12 protein-coding genes and 1 tRNA gene are annotated in these 15,898 nt (G+C 70.6%); 4 read left to right on the forward strand and 9 right to left on the reverse strand.

The features are described 5' to 3' along the window. Nucleotides 1-34: 34 nt before the first annotated feature. From pknB to ABT296_RS03280, 6 genes are all read right to left on the reverse strand, one after another. Complete coding sequence (pknB, locus tag ABT296_RS03255) at nt 35-2,035, reverse strand: Stk1 family PASTA domain-containing Ser/Thr kinase (protein WP_351922641.1); 2,001 nt, start codon at nt 2,033-2,035, stop codon at nt 35-37. A 171-nt stretch (nt 2,036-2,206) separates the two neighbouring features. Beyond that, a complete protein-coding gene (locus ABT296_RS03260) occupies nt 2,207-3,676 on the reverse strand; it encodes a penicillin-binding transpeptidase domain-containing protein (RefSeq protein ID WP_351922642.1) in 1,470 nt (489 codons plus the stop codon). Further along, on the reverse strand, nt 3,673-5,115 hold the full coding sequence (locus ABT296_RS03265; protein WP_351922643.1) for an FtsW/RodA/SpoVE family cell cycle protein: 1,443 nt from the start codon (nt 5,113-5,115) through the stop codon (nt 3,673-3,675). Before ABT296_RS03265 ends, ABT296_RS03260 begins: the two co-directional genes overlap by 4 nt. 27 nt (nt 5,116-5,142) lie before the next feature. Beyond that, nucleotides 5,143-6,699 carry a Stp1/IreP family PP2C-type Ser/Thr phosphatase gene (locus ABT296_RS03270; RefSeq protein WP_351922644.1) on the reverse strand — a complete coding sequence of 519 codons (1,557 nt, stop codon included), beginning with the start codon at nt 6,697-6,699 and terminating at the stop codon, nt 5,143-5,145. A gap of 128 nt (nt 6,700-6,827) precedes the next feature. Further along, nucleotides 6,828-7,343 (reverse strand): FHA domain-containing protein FhaB/FipA, encoded by a 516-nt coding sequence (locus tag ABT296_RS03275; protein ID WP_351922645.1) that lies wholly within the window; start codon nt 7,341-7,343, stop codon nt 6,828-6,830. A gap of 10 nt (nt 7,344-7,353) precedes the next feature. Next, nucleotides 7,354-8,217, reverse strand: a complete 864-nt coding sequence (locus ABT296_RS03280) for an FHA domain-containing protein (RefSeq protein ID WP_351922646.1) — start codon at nt 8,215-8,217, stop codon at nt 7,354-7,356. A gap of 466 nt (nt 8,218-8,683) precedes the next feature. Between ABT296_RS03280 and ABT296_RS03285 the strand changes: the two genes are divergently transcribed. Beyond that, a tRNA-Leu gene (locus ABT296_RS03285) sits at nt 8,684-8,770 on the forward strand. Between the two features lie 145 nt (nt 8,771-8,915). On the opposite strand, the gene ABT296_RS03290 is transcribed toward ABT296_RS03285, so the two are convergent. Next, nucleotides 8,916-10,139 (reverse strand): beta-ketoacyl-[acyl-carrier-protein] synthase family protein, encoded by a 1,224-nt coding sequence (locus ABT296_RS03290; RefSeq protein WP_351922647.1) that lies wholly within the window; start codon nt 10,137-10,139, stop codon nt 8,916-8,918. A gap of 293 nt (nt 10,140-10,432) precedes the next feature. Then, nucleotides 10,433-11,419 carry an NAD-dependent epimerase/dehydratase family protein gene (locus ABT296_RS03295; RefSeq protein ID WP_351922648.1) on the reverse strand — a complete coding sequence of 329 codons (987 nt, stop codon included), beginning with the start codon at nt 11,417-11,419 and terminating at the stop codon, nt 10,433-10,435. 184 nt (nt 11,420-11,603) lie between these two features. On the opposite strand from ABT296_RS03295, the gene ABT296_RS03300 reads away from it, so the two are divergent. Next, the gene (locus tag ABT296_RS03300) at nt 11,604-12,368 is read left to right on the forward strand and encodes an SDR family NAD(P)-dependent oxidoreductase (protein WP_351922649.1); all 765 of its coding nucleotides are present in this window, start codon (nt 11,604-11,606) and stop codon (nt 12,366-12,368) included. Between the two features lie 699 nt (nt 12,369-13,067). Here ABT296_RS03300 and ABT296_RS03305 read toward each other — a convergent pair. Then, complete coding sequence (locus tag ABT296_RS03305) at nt 13,068-14,087, reverse strand: ScbA/BarX family gamma-butyrolactone biosynthesis protein (RefSeq protein WP_351922650.1); 1,020 nt, start codon at nt 14,085-14,087, stop codon at nt 13,068-13,070. A 159-nt stretch (nt 14,088-14,246) separates the two neighbouring features. On the opposite strand from ABT296_RS03305, the gene ABT296_RS03310 reads away from it, so the two are divergent. Then, entirely contained in the window at nt 14,247-14,912 is a 666-nt protein-coding gene (locus ABT296_RS03310; protein ID WP_351922651.1) for a ScbR family autoregulator-binding transcription factor, read from the forward strand. 49 nt (nt 14,913-14,961) lie between these two features. Then, nucleotides 14,962-15,318, forward strand: coding sequence for a LysR family transcriptional regulator (locus ABT296_RS03315; protein WP_351922652.1), 357 nt, complete (start codon nt 14,962-14,964; stop codon nt 15,316-15,318). Nucleotides 15,319-15,898 lie beyond the last annotated feature (580 nt).

The raw sequence follows: 15,898 nt of genomic DNA on the forward strand, positions 1-15,898 counted from the left end.
GGGTTCCGGGACTCTCTGTTGGGGCTTGGAGGGGTCAGTTCTCCGTGCGGTAGGCGACGCCGTTGACTCCGCCGAAGAATCCGCCGTCGTCGTTTCCGCCGTTTCCGCCGTTGCCGGCGATGGCCACGATGTTGACGGTCTGGCCCTTGTTGACCGTGCTGCCGGGGGCGGGGTCGGAGCTGAAGACGGTGGCGTTGTCGTCCTGGGAGCCGGTGATGGTGCCGACGACCAGGCCTGCCTGGGTGAGCGCGTTCTTGGCGTCCTTGAGCTTCTGGCCCTGGATCTGGGGGACCTGGACCTGCTCGTTGGCCTGCTTGCCGACCTGGATGTTGACCTTGGAGCCGGGGGTGATCTCCTGGCCGCCCTGCGGGGTGGTCTGGATGACCTTGCCGACCTGGTTGGCGTCCTGGGTGTCGACCTCGGTGCACTCGCCGACGAGGCCGTTCTCCGTCATGCGGGCCTTGGCCTCGTCGCAGGTGGAGCCGACGACGTCGGGCACCGTGGACTTCTCCTCCGCCTTGGCGACGGTGAGGGTGATCGTGGAGCCCTTCTCGACTTCCTCGCCGAGTTCGGGGTCCTGGTCGGTGACGGTGCCCTCGGGCTCCGAGGAGACTTCCTCGACCTTCTTGACCTCGAACTCGTACTTGTCGCCTTCGAGGGTGGACTTGGCGTCGTCGAAGTCGTCGCCGAGGACGCTGGGGACCGCGACCTTGGGTGCGCCGGTGGAGACCACGATGTTGATCGTGGAGTTCTTCTCGACGGTGGCGTTGGCCTGCGGGTCCTGGGTGCAGATCTTGCCCTTGGTCTGGTCCTCGCAGGGCTTCTCGGTGCTCTCGAGTTTGACCTCGGCGTTGTCGGCGAGTTTCTCCGCTTCCTTGAGGGTGAGGCCGACCAGGGAGGGGGCGGTGGTGGTGTTGTTGGACACCCCGTCCCCGTCGAAGATCCACTTGCCGATGAGGATGGCGCCGACGAGGACGAGTACGGCTGCCACGGCCAGCAGGATCGTCGAGGTGTTCGACTTCTTCTGGCGGCGGCGGTCGGGGCGGTCGTCGTAGCCGAAGCCGCCGTCGTCGGGGTTCATCGGCGGGAGCATCGAGGTGGCGCCGGCGTCCGCGGAGCGCAGGGCGGTGGTCGGCTGGTCGTCGCCGTAGCCGCCGTAGCCGACGGAGCCCATGGCGGCGGTGGCCGCGACGGGCTGGCCGTCGAGGCAGGCCTCGATGTCGATGCGCATCTCGTCGGCGGACTGGTAGCGGTAGTTCGGGTCCTTGACCAGTGCCTTGAGGACGATGGCGTCCATCTCGGTGGTGATCTCGGGGTCGAAGACCGACGGGGGCTGGGCCTCTTCGCGGACGTGCTGGTAGGCGACGGCCACCGGGGAGTCGCCGACGAACGGCGGCCGTACCGTGAGCAGTTCGTAGAGCAGGCAGCCGGTGGAGTAGAGGTCGGAGCGTGCGTCGACCTGTTCGCCCTTGGCCTGCTCCGGGGAGAGGTACTGGGCGGTGCCGATGACCGCGGACGTCTGCGTCATGGTCATGCCGGAGTCGCCCATGGCGCGGGCGATGCCGAAGTCCATGACCTTGACCTGGCCGTTGCGCGTCAGCATGACGTTCGCGGGCTTGATGTCGCGGTGCACGATGCCGTTGCGGTGCGAGTACTCCAGGGCCTGGAGGATGCCGATGGTCATCTCCATGGAGCGTTCCGGCAGCAGCTTGCGGCCGCTGTGCAGAAGCTCGCGCAGGGTGGAGCCGTCCACGTACTCCATGACGATGTACGGGATCGACACATCACCGATGTAGTCCTCGCCCGTGTCGTAGACCGCAACGATCGCGGGGTGGTTGAGCGAGGCGGCCGACTGGGCCTCCCGGCGGAAGCGGGCCTGGAAGGACGGGTCGCGCGCGAGGTCCGCGCGCAGCGTCTTCACCGCCACGGTGCGGCCGAGGCGCTGGTCATGCGCGAGGTAGACCTCCGCCATGCCACCACGGCCGAGCACCTGGCCCAGCTCGTACCGGCCGCCGAGGCGACGCGGCTCTTCCATAAGCTACCTACCAGCCCTCTCCGTCGGTCCCGATCCGTACGTGCGTGCGGTTCGGAGGCTGCCGTCCGGGCCTACCGTACCCGGATCGCTCTGTGTGACCTGGCCAAGCCCGTCACCCGATACAGGACCGGTATCGCAACGTGCACCGATGTGAAGGCGGCGTGATCGGGGTCACTTGTTGCTGTCGATGACTGCCTTCATCACGTCCCTCGCGATCGGGGCCGCGAGGCCGCCACCGCTGATGTCGTCGCGGTTGGCCGAGCCGTCCTCGACGACGACGGCCACGGCCACGGGCGAGCTGCCGTCGGCCAGCTTGGCGTAGGAGATGAACCAGGCGTACGGCTTCTCGCTGTTGTTGAGGCCGTGCTGGGCGGTGCCGGTCTTGCCGCCGACGGTGACGCCGTCGATCTTGGCGTTGCCTCCGGTGCCCTGCGGGTCGTTGACGACCGTCTCCATCATGTCCTGGAGCTTCTGGGCGGTCTCCGGGGAGACGGCCTGGGAGAGCTCTTCGGGGTCGTTGGTCTCGATGGTGTCGAGGTTGGAGGTGAGGGAGTCGACCATGTACGGCTTCATCAGCTTGCCGTCGTTGGCGACGGCCGCGGCGACCATGGCCATCTGCAGCGGGGTGGCCCGGTTGGAGGCCTGGCCGATGCCGTCCATGGCGTTCTGCGGGGCGTTGTCCTCGGGGTAGATGCTCTCGGCGGCGCGGACGGGGGTGTCGAGTTCGGGGTTGTTGTAGCCGAACTTCTCCGCCTGCTCGATCATGCCCTCGTTGCCGACGTTGTCGGCCATCTTCGCGAAGACGGTGTTGCAGGACACCATGAGCGCGTACTTGAGGCTGGCGTTCTTGCACACACCGTGCTCGTTGGTGAGGTCGGTGGTGGTGCCGGGGAGCTGGTAGGGGTCCGGGGTCTTGGTCTTGTCGTCGATCCCGGAGACCTCGCCGTTCTCCAGTGCGGCGGCGGCGGTGACGACCTTGAAGGTGGAGCCGGGCGGGTAGGTCTCGCGCAGGGCCCGGTTGAGCATCGGGTCGTCGGGGTTGTTGGACTTCTGGACCGCGTTCCAGGCCTTGGCGTCGGCGTCGGAGTTGCCGGCGAACTTGGAGGGGTCGTAGGAGGGGGTGGAGACCAGGGCGAGGATCTTGCCGGTGGCGGGGTCGATCGCGGCGACGGCGCCCTTCTTGCCGCCGAGGCCCTCGTAGCCGGCCTTCTGCGCGGCGGCGTTGAGGGTGGTGACGACGCTGCCGCCCTGCTTCTTCTTGCCGGTGATCATGTCGAGGGTGTTGCGGAAGAAGAGCCGGTCGTCGTTGCCGGTGAGGATGCCGTCCTCCAGCTTCTCCAGCTGGTTGGCGCCGAAGGCCTGTGAGGAGTAGCCGGTGACCGGTGCCCACATGGAGCCGTTGGTCCAGGTGCGCTTGAACTTGTAGTCGCCGCTCTTGGACTCGGTGGATCCGGTGATGGCCTTGCCGCCGACGATGATGTTGCCGCGCTGGGTGGAGTACCGCTCGATGTTGACGCGGCGGTTCTCGCTGTCGGTGGCGAGGTCGTCGGCCTTGACGTACTGCAGGTAGTTGTTGCGCAGCAGCAGGGTCAGGATCAGAAGTCCGCAGAAGAGCGCGATCCGGCGCAGGGGCTTGTTCATGACGGGCGGACCACCTGGGTCATCTCGGCGTCGGGGTTGGGTGCGGGGGTGGGCGCGGGTCGGCGCGCGGTGTCGCTGATGCGCAGCAGGATGCCGATCAGGGCCCAGTTGGCGATCACGGAGGATCCGCCGTAGGCGACGAAGGGCAGGGTCATGCCGGTCAGCGGGATGAGGCCCATGACGCCGCCGGCGACGACGAAGACCTGGAGGGCGAAGGCGCCGGAGAGGCCGACGGCGAGGAGCTTGCCGAAGGGGTCGCGGGCGGCGAGCGAGGTGCGGATGCCGCGTTCGATGATCAGCCCGTAGAGCAGGAGGATCGCCATGACGCCGGCCAGGCCGAGTTCCTCGCCGAAGGTGGCGAGGATGAAGTCGGAGTTGGCGGCGAAGCCGATGAGGTCGGAGTTGCCCTGGCCGAGGCCGGTGCCGAGGGTGCCGCCGGAGCCGAAGGCCCACAGGGCCTGCATGGCCTGTTCGGAGTGGACGACGCCGTCCTGGACGCCCTCGCGGCTGAGGGTGAACTCGCGCATGGGGTCGAGCCATGCCTGTACGCGGGTCTGGATGTGGGGTTCGAAGCTGGCCACGCCGACGGCGCCGACCGCGGACATCAGCAGACCGAAGACGATCCAGCTGGTCCGCTCGGTGGCGACGTACAGCATGATGACGAACATCCCGAAGAACAGCAGGGACGTGCCGAGGTCGGTCTCGAAGATCAGGATGAGGATCGACATCACCCAGACCACGAGGATCGGGCCGAGGTCGCGGCCGCGTGGCAGGTACAGGCCCATGAAGCGGCGGCTGGCCAGGGCGAGTGCGTCTCTTTTGACCATGAGGTAGCCGGCGAAGAAGACCGCCAGGGCGATCTTGGCGAATTCGCCGGGCTGGAGGGTGCCGAGGCCGGGGATCTTGATCCAGATCTTGGCGCCGTAGGTGGGGGCGGCGAGGCCGGGCACCAGCGGCAGGAGCAGCAGGACCATGGCGCCGGCCATGGAGATGTAGGTGTAGCGCTGCAGGACGCGGTGGTCCTTGAGGAAGATCAGGACGACCGCGAGGAGGGCGACGCCCATCGCCGAGTAGAGGAGCTGGCGTGGTGCGGCCTCGGCGTAGTTGCTGAGCCGCTTGGACTGGTCCAGGCGCCAGATGGCGACGAGTCCGAGGCCGTTGAGGAGGGTGGCGATCGGCAGCAGCAGGGGGTCCGCGTACGGGGCGAACTTCCGTACGGCGAGGTGGCCCACGCCCGCGAGCAGGCCGAGGCCCAGGCCGTAGCCCAGGAGGCCGGCCGGTACTTCGTCGTTGATCGCGAGGCCCACGTTGGCGTAGGCGAAGACCGGGATGACGACGGCGAACACCAGGAGCGCGAGCTCGGTGTTGCGTCGGCTCGGTGCGCCGATGGAGCCGATCGTGGACGTGTGGTGCGTCGGCGTGTTGGACGTACTGCTCATCGTGTGACGGGGCCTCTCACGGCTTGTCTACTGCGTACCGCACTTCGAGACGACCTTCTTCTCTTCCTCCGAGAGCGTGGGGCCGGGGCTGGGAGTGGGTGCGGTCGTGGTGGACGGGGACGGGGAGGTGGACGGGGTGCCCGAGGGCTTCTCCGACGGGTTGGGTGTCGGTGACGCCTTGGACGTGAAAGCGGTACGGGTGGTTCCCGTGACGCCTCCGGCCTCGCCCTCGCCGGTCTTGGAGTTCTGTTCGCTCTCGGCCTGCTGCCGCTCGGACTGCTTCTTGCACGCGGAGGCCTGCAGGGCGAGTTCGTCGATCTGTTCCTGGGCGGACTTCAGTCCGCCTTCGGCGATGGTCGCCTCGACGAGTTCCTGCTGGTACGGCGGTAGGTACTTGAGTTCGATCTCGGGGTGGTCCTTCTCGACGTCCGAGAGCGAGACCCAGGCCAGGTCCTGGCTGATGCCGCGGTAGAGGGCGACGTGTTCGCCGTTGGCGCCGACGTAGTACTGGGTCTGGGTCCAGCGCCAGCCGCCGTAGAGGCCGCCGCCGACGACGGCCAGGGCGAGGGCGGTGTAGAAGGTCCGCTTGAGCCACTTACGGCCGGTGCGGGGCTTGACGAAGTCGTCGTCGGAGTAGGCGCCGAAGCCGGCGGTGTCGATGTAGCCGGTGACGTCGCCGGAGCCGGGCGGGCCGAACTCGCCGCCGGAGCCGCCCTGTCCGGGGACCTGGCGGCCGAGGCCGGAGGCGCGGCCGGCGGGGGTCTGCATGATGCCGTTGTCGTGCAGCTGGAGCTGGTTCTCGGCGACGGCGCCGACGATGACGGGCTGGTCGGAGATCTGTCCGGCGAGGGTGTCGCCGGTGTCCAGGTCGAGGACGTCGGCGACGATGACGGTGATGTTGTCGGGGCCGCCGCCGCGCAGGGCGAGCTGGATCAGTTCCTGGACGGTCTCCTGGGGGCCCTGGTAGCTGGCGAGGGTGTCCTCCAGGGTCTGGTGGGACACGACGCCGGAGAGGCCGTCGGAGCAGATGAGGTAGCGGTCGCCGGCGCGGACCTCGCGGATGGAGAGGTCGGGTTCGACGTGGTCGCCGCTGCCCAGGGCCCGCATCAGCAGGGACCGCTGGGGGTGGGTGGTGGCCTCTTCCTCGGTGATCCGGCCCTCGTCGACGAGGCGCTGGACCCAGGTGTGGTCCTGGGTGATCTGGGTCAGGACGCCGTCGCGCAGGAGGTAGGCGCGGGAGTCGCCGACGTGGACGAGGCCGAGTCGCTGTCCGGTCCACAGCAGGGCGGTGAGCGTGGTGCCCATGCCTTCGAGCTGAGGGTCCTCCTCGACCATGGAGCGCAGCTGGTCGTTGGCGCGCTGCACGGCGGTGCCGAGGGAGGTGAGGATGTCGGATCCGGGGACGTCGTCGTCGAGGGCGACGATGGTGGAGATGGCCTCGGAGGAGGCGACCTCGCCGGCGGCGGCGCCGCCCATGCCGTCGGCGATGGCGAGGAGCCGGGGTCCGGCGTATCCGGAGTCCTCGTTGCCCTCTCGGATCATGCCTTTGTGCGATCCGGCGGCGAAGCGCAGTGACAGACTCATGCGCACCTCGCCCGTCGGCTCCGGGTACATCCGCACGGTGCCCACCCTCCGGTCGGGAGCGCGCCGGGGCCCGTCGTGGGGGCCGCCTCCGCGTGCTCGCTCCGCTCGCGCCTAATCATGATGTAGCACTACTTCCGCAGCTCGATGACGGTCTTGCCGATGCGGATCGGCGCGCCCAGCGGAATCGGTGTGGGGGTCGTCAGCCGCGTTCGGTCGAGGTACGTGCCGTTGGTGGATCCGAGGTCCTCGACGATCCACTGGCCGTCGCGGTCCGGGTAGATCCTGGCATGCCTGCTGGAGGCGTAGTCGTCGTCCAGCACGATGGTGCTGTCGTGCGCCCGGCCCAGGGTGATGGTCTGGCCCTGGAGCGCGACCGTGGTGCCGGTGAGGATGCCCTCGGAGACCACGAGCTTGCTGGGGGCGTTACGGCGCTGCCGGCCGCCCCCGCCGGCCTGCTGGCGCTGTTGAGGCGGCGCGGCCTGGCGGGCCGCCTGCTGCGGCCGGTTCGCTTCCCGGCGCGATCCGCGCTGTGTGACGCGCGTTCCGAACAGGTCGCTGCGGATGACCTGTACGGCCACGATCACGAACAGCCACAGGACGGCCAGGAAACCCAGCCGCATGACCGTGAGGGTCAGCTCTGACATTGCCCCCGCTTCACCCTTCGGCTTGCCTATAGATAACGGTGGTGCTGCCCACGACGATCCGCGAGCCGTCGCGGAGCGTAGCGCGGGTGGTGTGCTGTCCGTCCACCACGATGCCGTTGGTGGACCCGAGATCCTGGATCGTCGGGGGGTTTCCGGTCCGGATCTCGCAGTGCCGGCGGGAGACGCCGGGGTCGTCGATCCGCACGTCGGCCTCGGTGCTGCGGCCCAGGACGAGGGTCGCGCGGGAGATCTGGTGGCGGGTGCCGTTGATCTCGACCCAGTAGCGGGTGCGGTTGCCGGCCGCGGGTGCGGTGGGGCGCTGGCCGCCGGCGGGCTGGGGGTAGCCGTAGCCGCCGGGTCGGGCGCCGCCGCCGGGGGGCGGTGCGCTCGGCATGGGCGGCGGGGCTCCGGTGGGTGCGGCCGGTGCGGCGGGCTGCGGGTAGCCGTAGCCGCCGGGCCGGGCGCCGCCTCCGGGGGGGCCGCCGGCCTGCTGGTCGGTGGAGCCGGCCAGGGTGCGGCTGCGGACGCGGTACAGGCCGGTGTCGAGGTCGTCGGCCTTCTCCAGGTGGACCTTGATGGGGCCCATGAAGCTGTAGCGCTGCTGCTTGGCGTAGTCACGGACCATGCCGGCGAGCTCGTCGCCGAGCTGGCCGGAGTAGGGGCTCAGGCGCTCGAAGTCGGGTGCGCTGAGTTCCACGATGAAGTCGTTGGGGACGACCGTGCGGTCGCGGTTCCAGATGGTGGCGTTGTTGTCGCACTCGCGCTGGAGCGCGCCGGCGATCTCCACGGGCTGGACCTCGGACTTGAACACCTTGGCGAACGTGCCGTTGACCAGACCTTCGAGACGCTGCTCGAACTTCTTCAGGACTCCCATGGGGCACCTCCTCCGTAGCTGCTTGCGTCCTGCGTCCCGCCTCGCGGGTGCTTCCTTGCCCGGTACTGCTTACTGATCGTATCCACGCGCCGGTGAATCGGCTGGTTCCCCCTGTCGGCACGGGCCGACCGGTGTCGACGCCTGACGAAGTTCCCTGTGGAGTGTGCCCTCGAACTCGTCTCGGGCGACGTCCTGCATAAGGATCGTAGAGGCGGTCGCAGACCAGTGTCCCGCACCTGACTGTGGACCTGGACCGGCTCCGGGGCGGACGGGCCGGACCGGTACGAGGTTGATACGTGAACAAGCACACCCTGATACGTGGGTTCCGGGCACCGGTCGGTCGACCGTGCTGGTGGGCGGCTGCCCCGGGGAAAGGGATGTGAACCCACCCTGGACCCCGTGCTAATGTTCTGCATGTCGGAAGGCGCCGCACCGCAAGGGATCGGGGCCCGAGGACGCACCCAATGCGCGGGTGGCGGAATAGGCAGACGCGCTGGATTCAGGTTCCAGTGCCCGCAAGGGCGTGGGGGTTCAACTCCCCCCTCGCGCACCATCCGGAACGGCTGGCATCGATCACGATGCCGGCCGTTCCGCGTTTCCCGGGTTCTCCCGGGCTCCGGTTGCCGGTGCTCGTGGTGTGATTTTCCCGGCTGTGTGACGTCCGTCTCACAGCCGGTGAGGGGGGTCGGCGGGCCGGTTCAGGAGGCGCGCTTCATGACCAGGGTGACGTTGTGGCCGCCGAAGCCGAAGGAGTTGGCGAGGGCGGCGTCCCAGGTGCCGGTGCGGTTCTCGCCGCGGACCACGTCGAGGCGGACCTCGGGGTCCTGCTCGTCGAGGTTGCGGACGGCCGGTACGACCCCGTGGTGCAGGGAGAGCAGGGTCGACAGGGCGCCGAACGCGCCCGAGGCGCCGAGCATGTGGCCGGTCATGGACTTGGTGGCGGTGACCGCCGCGTCCTCGCCGACGACCTTCGCCAGCGCCTCGGCCTCCGCGAGGTCGCCGCTGGGGGTGGAGGTGGCGTGCGCGTGGACGTGCCCGATGTCGCGGGCCTCGACGCCCGCGTCGGCCAGCGCGGTGCGCATCGCCTGTACCTGGCCCTCCGCGTCGGAGGCGGTGATGTGGTGGGCGCTGGAGTGGACGGCCGCGCCGGCGAGGGCGCCGTAGACGCGGGCGCCGCGGGCGCGGGCGAACTCCGCGCGTTCCAGGACGACCAGGGCGGCGCCCTCGGCGATCACGAATCCGGTGCGGTCCCGGTCGAAGGGGCGGGACACCGCGGCCGGGTCGCCGCCCTGCGCGGACAGTGCCTTCATCTGCGCGAACGCGGCGATCATGAACGGGTGGAGGGTGGCCTCGGTGCCGCCGGCGACGACGACGTCCGCGCGGCCGGCGCGGATCAGGTCCAGGCCGAGCGCGATGGACTCCGCGCCGGAGGCGCAGGCGCTCACGGGGGCGCGGGCGCCGGCCCGTGCGCCCAGTTCCATGGAGACCCAGGCGGCGGGGCCGTTGGGCATCAGCATGGGCACCGCGAACGGTGACAGGCGCCGCATCCCCGAGCTCTCGTAGAGGTCGTCCTGGGTGAGGGCGGTGAGGATGCCGCCGATACCGGTGCCGACGACGACGGCGAGGCGCTCCGGTTCGACCGGGGGGCCGCCGGCGTCCTGCCAGGCCTCGCGGGCGGCGAGGACGGCCAGCTGTTCGCCGCGGTCCAGCCGGCGGGCCCGGACCTTGCCGAGGGCCTCGGCCGGGTCGGCCGGCACCGTGCCGGCGATGCGCACGGGCAGTTCGGCGGGCCAGTCGGCGCCGAGGTCGCGGACGCCGGAGTGCCCGGCCAGCAGGCCCGCCCAGGAGGAGTCGGCGCTCGCGCCCAGTGGCGTCAGCGCACCGACACCCGTCACCAGTACGTCGTCCGTGTGCGGGGCCATCTCGTGTCTCCTCGGATTCGGGTACGTCCCCTCAGCGTTGCCCGGGGGTGGGCCGGGCGGGCCCGCGGGACGCGAACGGGCAAGAGATCCTGCGTGAACGCGGCATCGGATCGCGGCAGGTCAAGTCGGCGTTCCGGGGCGGGCGGCGGCGTGCGCGGATGTGCCACAGTGCGTGCGCTGCCGGGCGAGACGGTCACCGGTGGGGCACGTAGCGTGAGCGACGGTGCAGCGGTGCCCCATCGGACCGGGGACAGTCCGGTGGGGTTCGCGGCCGTGTGGGCCGGTGCGGGTCGTCATCCCGTGGGGAACGGTTCGCCGCCTGTGCGGCGGGCGAGGTGCGACCGGTACCAGGCGGCACCGACGGCGAAGTCGCGGGCGAAGTCGTTCGTGGGCGCCGTGTCGAGCAACTGCCACAGACGGGAGCTGTCGTACCAGTGGTCGACCGCCAGCAACGACAGATGCCTGCGGACCCGCCCATCGTGGTCGGCGCCGGTCAGGGCGGCCGCCCGGGCGTAGGTGACCTCGCCGCGGGGCGGGTCGAGCCGCAGTTCGCGGCAGACCGTCTCGATGAGGTCCCGCGCGGTCACCGGTTCGGGCCGGGAGGCGTGCAGGACCTCGGCGCGCGGCAGTTCGGGCCGTACGGCCAACGCGGCCACGATCCGGGCCAGTTCGTGCGCACCGATCATCGACGTGCGGGCCCGTCCGCCGTCGATCCAGTGGGGGAAGGCGGTGAGGAGGTCCACCAGGGCCGGGACCACCCAGACGTCTCCGGCGCCGTACACCAGGTGCGGGCGCAGGACCAGGCCGCCGGCTTCGAGGACCCGCCGCTCCCCGGCGAGCCTGCTGACGCTGGTGGGTGAGGAGGGGCCGAGTTCCGGTTCGCCCTCCTTCGCCCCGGACGCGGATTCGTCCCGGTACACGGCCGTCGTGCCGAGCTGGACGATCCGCTCGACGCCCGCGCGGGCGGCCTCCGCCAACAGGGCGCCGGTGCCGGTGTCGTTGACGGCCGCGCAGTCCTCGGGGCTGCCGCCGATCAGTGAGGCCAGGTGCAGGACGGTGTCCACGCCGTCGCAGACGCCCCGCAGGGAGCGCGGATCGGTCAGGGAGCCGCGGCGGATCTCCACCGGGCCCGGGCCGGCGACGGCGGGGGCGCGGTGGTGGGTCAGGAGGCGGATGTGCGGTGCGTGGGCCGGGTCGGCGCCGGCGGTCAGTCGTCGGGTGACGTGGGAGCCCACGAAGCCGGTCCCACCGGTGATGAGTATCCGTCGCGTCGATGCCATGTGAATTCTTTCCGGTCTCGTCTCGGGAAAAGGCGGCGGGGCGGGCGGTGCGGAACGGAAGGGGGAGAGGAGAACGGCGTGCGGGGATGCCGTGGTCCGGGCGAGGGGCCGGGAAATGCATTCGAGCCATATTTGACCGGGGCGCGAATCACAGGCTCAATTCGAGGGTAATGTGAGGCCATGCATGCGGTATCGCGGACTTCTTGAGGGAAAGCACGCGTTCATCACCGGGGCCAGCAGTGGGATCGGGGCCGCGGCGGCCCGGGTCTTCTGCCGGGAGGGTGCCGCGGTCACCTTGGCCGCCCGTCGTGAGGAGCGGCTGTCCGCACTCGTCGACGAGCTGCGCGCCACAGGGTGCGAGGCGCAGTACGTCGTGGTCGACGTCGTGAGGAAAGAGCAGGTTGAGGAGGGGGTGGCGCGGGCCGTGGAGAGATTCGGGAGACTCGACGTGGCCTTCAACAACGCCGGTGTCGCAGCCGCGGGGACGCCCATGCACATGATGGGCGACGAGGTCTACGACACCGTGATGGACGTCAATGTCCGAGGAATGTGGAACTGTCTCAGACATGAAATCTCCGCCATGCTCGACGAGGGCGGATCGATTGTGAACACCAGTAGTACGGCGGGGCTCGTGGCTACTCCGGTGGCCGCTCCCTATATTGCCGCGAAACATGCCGTCATCGGGCTGACGAAAGCTGTGGCTACAGAATATGCCGCGCGCGGAATCCGGGTCAATGCGATTGTGCCCGGCGCCACACACAGTGAAATGACGGACGCGTGGATGGCGGCTTTTCCGGGGGTGGAGGAGGAGTTGGTGCGGGCGGCTCTGCTGCCGCGGATCGCGGAGCCGGAGGAGATCGCCGAGGCGGCGGCCTGGCTGAGCAGTGACCGGGCCTCGTTCGTGGTCGGGGCGGCGATGCCGGTGGACGGCGGGTGGACGGTGCGATGAGCCGGCGCGGCGTTCGGGAGCCCCGGATCGGGGCGGAGGGGGTGCCGCGGTGGCGCCTCGCGCCGTGCGGGCTCCGTCGGTGCGGGTCATGGACGGGCTCCTGGGCTGGGCCGGAACGGGGTGCGGTGTCCGGTGCGGGCGGGGTGCCGCCCACCCGGGTCCGCCTGTGCGCGGCGGACCCGGGTTCGGGCGGGTGATGCGGGAAGGGGGTCCCGGGGTGCGGGACCGCGGCGGGCGGGGGATCGGTGGCGGGACAGCGGGAGAAGGGCGGTGAGGGTGGATGGGCGGATGTCGGCCGGGTGACGCCGAGGAGGATCCGGCGGGTGGGGACCGCGCGCCGCGGCACCGGTGCCGGGGCACGGACGTACGGCTCGGGCGAAGGGAACGCCCGGGGGCCGGTGCTGGTGGCGGATCGGTGTGGGGGCGGCGGTGTCCGGGGGCGGCGGGCCGTGCGGACGCGGCCCCTCCGGTGCGATGCGGGAGCGGGCGGTGCGCCTACTAGGGCGCGGTGGGTGCGGCGCGGTGGCCGGGGCGGTGCGCCGGGCTGCCGGGTGGGGCCGGTGGGCGCGGTGGTGTCCGGTCTCGCGGTTCACGGACGGCGGCCCGCGGACAACGGCCCGCGGACGGCGGCGGCCCGGTGGGTGCCACGGCGGAGCCGGGGCCCCGGGGCGGTCCGACACCGTACGGCCGGCCGGGAGTTCAGCGTGGACAGGCCGCCCGGGTGCCCTCGTGGAAGAGGATCTCGAAGACCTGCTCGCCGCCCTGGTGTCCGGTGACGGACAGGACGTATCCGCGGCCGTCCTCTTCGGTGAGGTGGGTGCGGACCGTGCAGGGCGCGTCGAACTCGACGTAGCGGGAGCAGGAGACCTCGCAGGACGAGGGGAGGAAGGGGCGCGCTCCGAAGAGGGTGTGCGCGGCCTGCTGGGCGGCGTCGAGGAGGACCATGGCGGGCAGGTGGTCGTTGGGGTGGTCGAACATCAGCTCGTTCGACACGTCCGCCCGCAGCAGCCAGGGGCCGGTGCCGTCACCGGGGGCCAGGGCCACGTCGCAGGCGTGGGTCCGGCCGACGGAGTGCGGCGGCACGGGTGCGGGCAGGGGCGCCGAGAGCGCCTGTGACCAGGCGGTGTCGGTGAGGCCGCGGCGCAGTCGGCGGTAGACCTCGGCGTTCATCACCGAGCAGTCGCCGCCGCCGGTGCCTATGATCTCGCCGTTCACGCGCAGGACGACCCGGGCGGTGAGGGACGAGGGGATTCCGCGGCGGTGCTTGAGGTCGTGCACGGAGACGTCCAGGTCGAGCCGGGCGGGCGCGTGCGAGGCGAGCAGCCGGCTCGGGTCCACCCGGTGATGGGCGGAGGAGACCAGGAACTTGTGGTCGAGCGGTACCCCGAGGCCGTCGTGGGCGACCAGGATCACGGCCTGGCGGATGCTCTCGATCACCAGCGAGGGAAGGAAGTTGCCCGCTGCGTCGGTGAAGCGGCGGTGATCGGCGGGCCATTGGGTGGAGACGGTGTAGTGGGTGTCGTCGAGCTTGGTGATACCGGTGGGCAGTACGTCCCTTCGGTCGGTGCGGTGTACGAGCCTGGTGTCGATCGTCGCCGCGGGTGGCGGGCCGACGGGCCTGACCGGTGCTGCCGGTGTGGCCGGCCTGACCGGAAACTGCGACCTGGTGATCCCCCCGTGGCGGCGTCGGCCCCTGTGAATACCAATGTTGGTGGTCATTGCTCTTCCTTCTGGAACGAGAAGGTGCATGACGGGTGACTGGTTCCAACCCCGCCGGTAAGATACGCGCATGCGGGTATGTTTTTCAATGAGAGCGAGTCGTTCCGCATACGAGCCCGCTCCTGTTCATCATCAACAACGACGAAGGAAGGGGGCCCGGTGGCACAGCAGGATCGAGCCATCAGGACGCGCCAGGCGATTCTGGAAGCGGCCGGCGAGGTCTTCGCGGAGTGCGGCTACTCCGCCACGAGGATCTCGGACGTCTACCAGCGGTGCGGTGTGACGAAGGGGGCCTTCTACTTCCATTTCACCTCCAAGGCCGAACTCGCCCAGGCGGTGCTGGACGAGCAGGTGGCGGAGCAGATGGGGTACTTCGCCCCGCCGCAGGAGGCGGGCGCTCCCAAGCTCCAGGAGTGGGTGGACGTCGCGCTGGTGGTGGCGCACCGGCTCACCTTCGACCGGATGCTCCAGGGCAGCATCCGGCTCGCGGTGGACCTGGGGCACGACGTCATCGACCGCAAGGTGCCCTACCAGGCGTGGATCGAGGTCAGTACGCGGCTGCTGACGGAGGCCCGTGACCTGGGCGAACTGGTGCCGGGCGTCGAGGTCGAGCCCCTCTCGGAGGCGGCGGTGGGCGCCTTCACCGGGGTGCAGCTGCTGTCGGAGATCATGACCAACCGGGTGGACGTGGAGGAGCGGATGGCCGTGCTCTACGACCTGATGGCCCGTTCGCTGGCCAGGCCCGAGGTCTACGCCCGGCTCGGCATCACCGCCGACCGCGGCAGGGCGCTGGCCCGCGGGGCCGCGCTCCACAGCCCCGTCTGAGGCGGTACCGGGGCGGTCCCGGCAGGGCCCGCCCCGAAAGGAGCGGCACGTGCAGATCCAGCAGTTACGGGCATTTCGTGAGGTGGCGGCCGAGCTGAGCGTCACCCGGGCCGCGCGCAACCTCAACTACGCCCAGTCCACGGTCACCGCGCAGATCCAGAACCTGGAGGAGTCCGTGGGCGCGGCGCTGTTCGACCGCAGCCGGCGGCAGTTGGCGCTGACCGAGGCGGGCGAGCGGCTGTTGCCGTACGCCCGGATCATCATCGACGCCGCCGAGGAGGGGCGGCGGGCGGTGGCGGAGCCGGGTGCGGTGTGCGCCGCTCCGGTGCGGCGGGCCCGGGGCGGCGGCCGGGGTGGCCGGGGCGGGGTGCGCGGGGGCGTGCTCGGCGGAGCGCGGGGCAGGTAGTCGGGGCTCTCGGGGCGGGGGCCGGTGGGTGGGTTGTGGCGGGCCGGGGTCGGGGACGGCTCGGGGAGGGCCGCGCACCGTGCGGGCTGGGAGCGGAACGCGTCGTACCGGGGGCGGAATTGATTATTCCTTTGTGTTCCCTTCGCGTTGTAAGCGTGGAAGTTCATATTCCGCGGGGGTGGTTTGGCCGGAAAAAATCGTCGTGCGGGGCGGGGTCCCCGGTTCCCCGCCCGGAATGATCCGCTCCATTGATTTCCCCGTAAGACCGCGGGCCCCGGAATGTGAAACTCCGGGGCCCGCGGTCGTTCGCGCGTGTTTCGGCAAGGCGCGGTGCGCGGTGCGGCAACCAGAGGGCCGGCGGCGTTCGTAGAGTCGGGGCATCGCGGTGAGTCCGGGGCCGTAGGCGGGCCGGATGCCGCTCGCCCCCAGTCGCGGCCCTCCCGCCGACCGGCGCCTTCCTCGTAATCCCCCGGCGAGGAGGGCCCGGCGGCGGGAGGGCCGATCCCCTTCTTCCTCCCGGCTTCTCGGGCCGCGCCCCCGCGAGGGCGGCGCGCTGCCCGGCGCCCGCCGCTTCCCCGCA

It is taken from the genome of Streptomyces sp. NPDC000983 (assembly GCF_040299205.1).
In the GTDB taxonomy this organism is placed as follows: Bacteria; Actinomycetota; Actinomycetes; order Streptomycetales; family Streptomycetaceae; genus Streptomyces.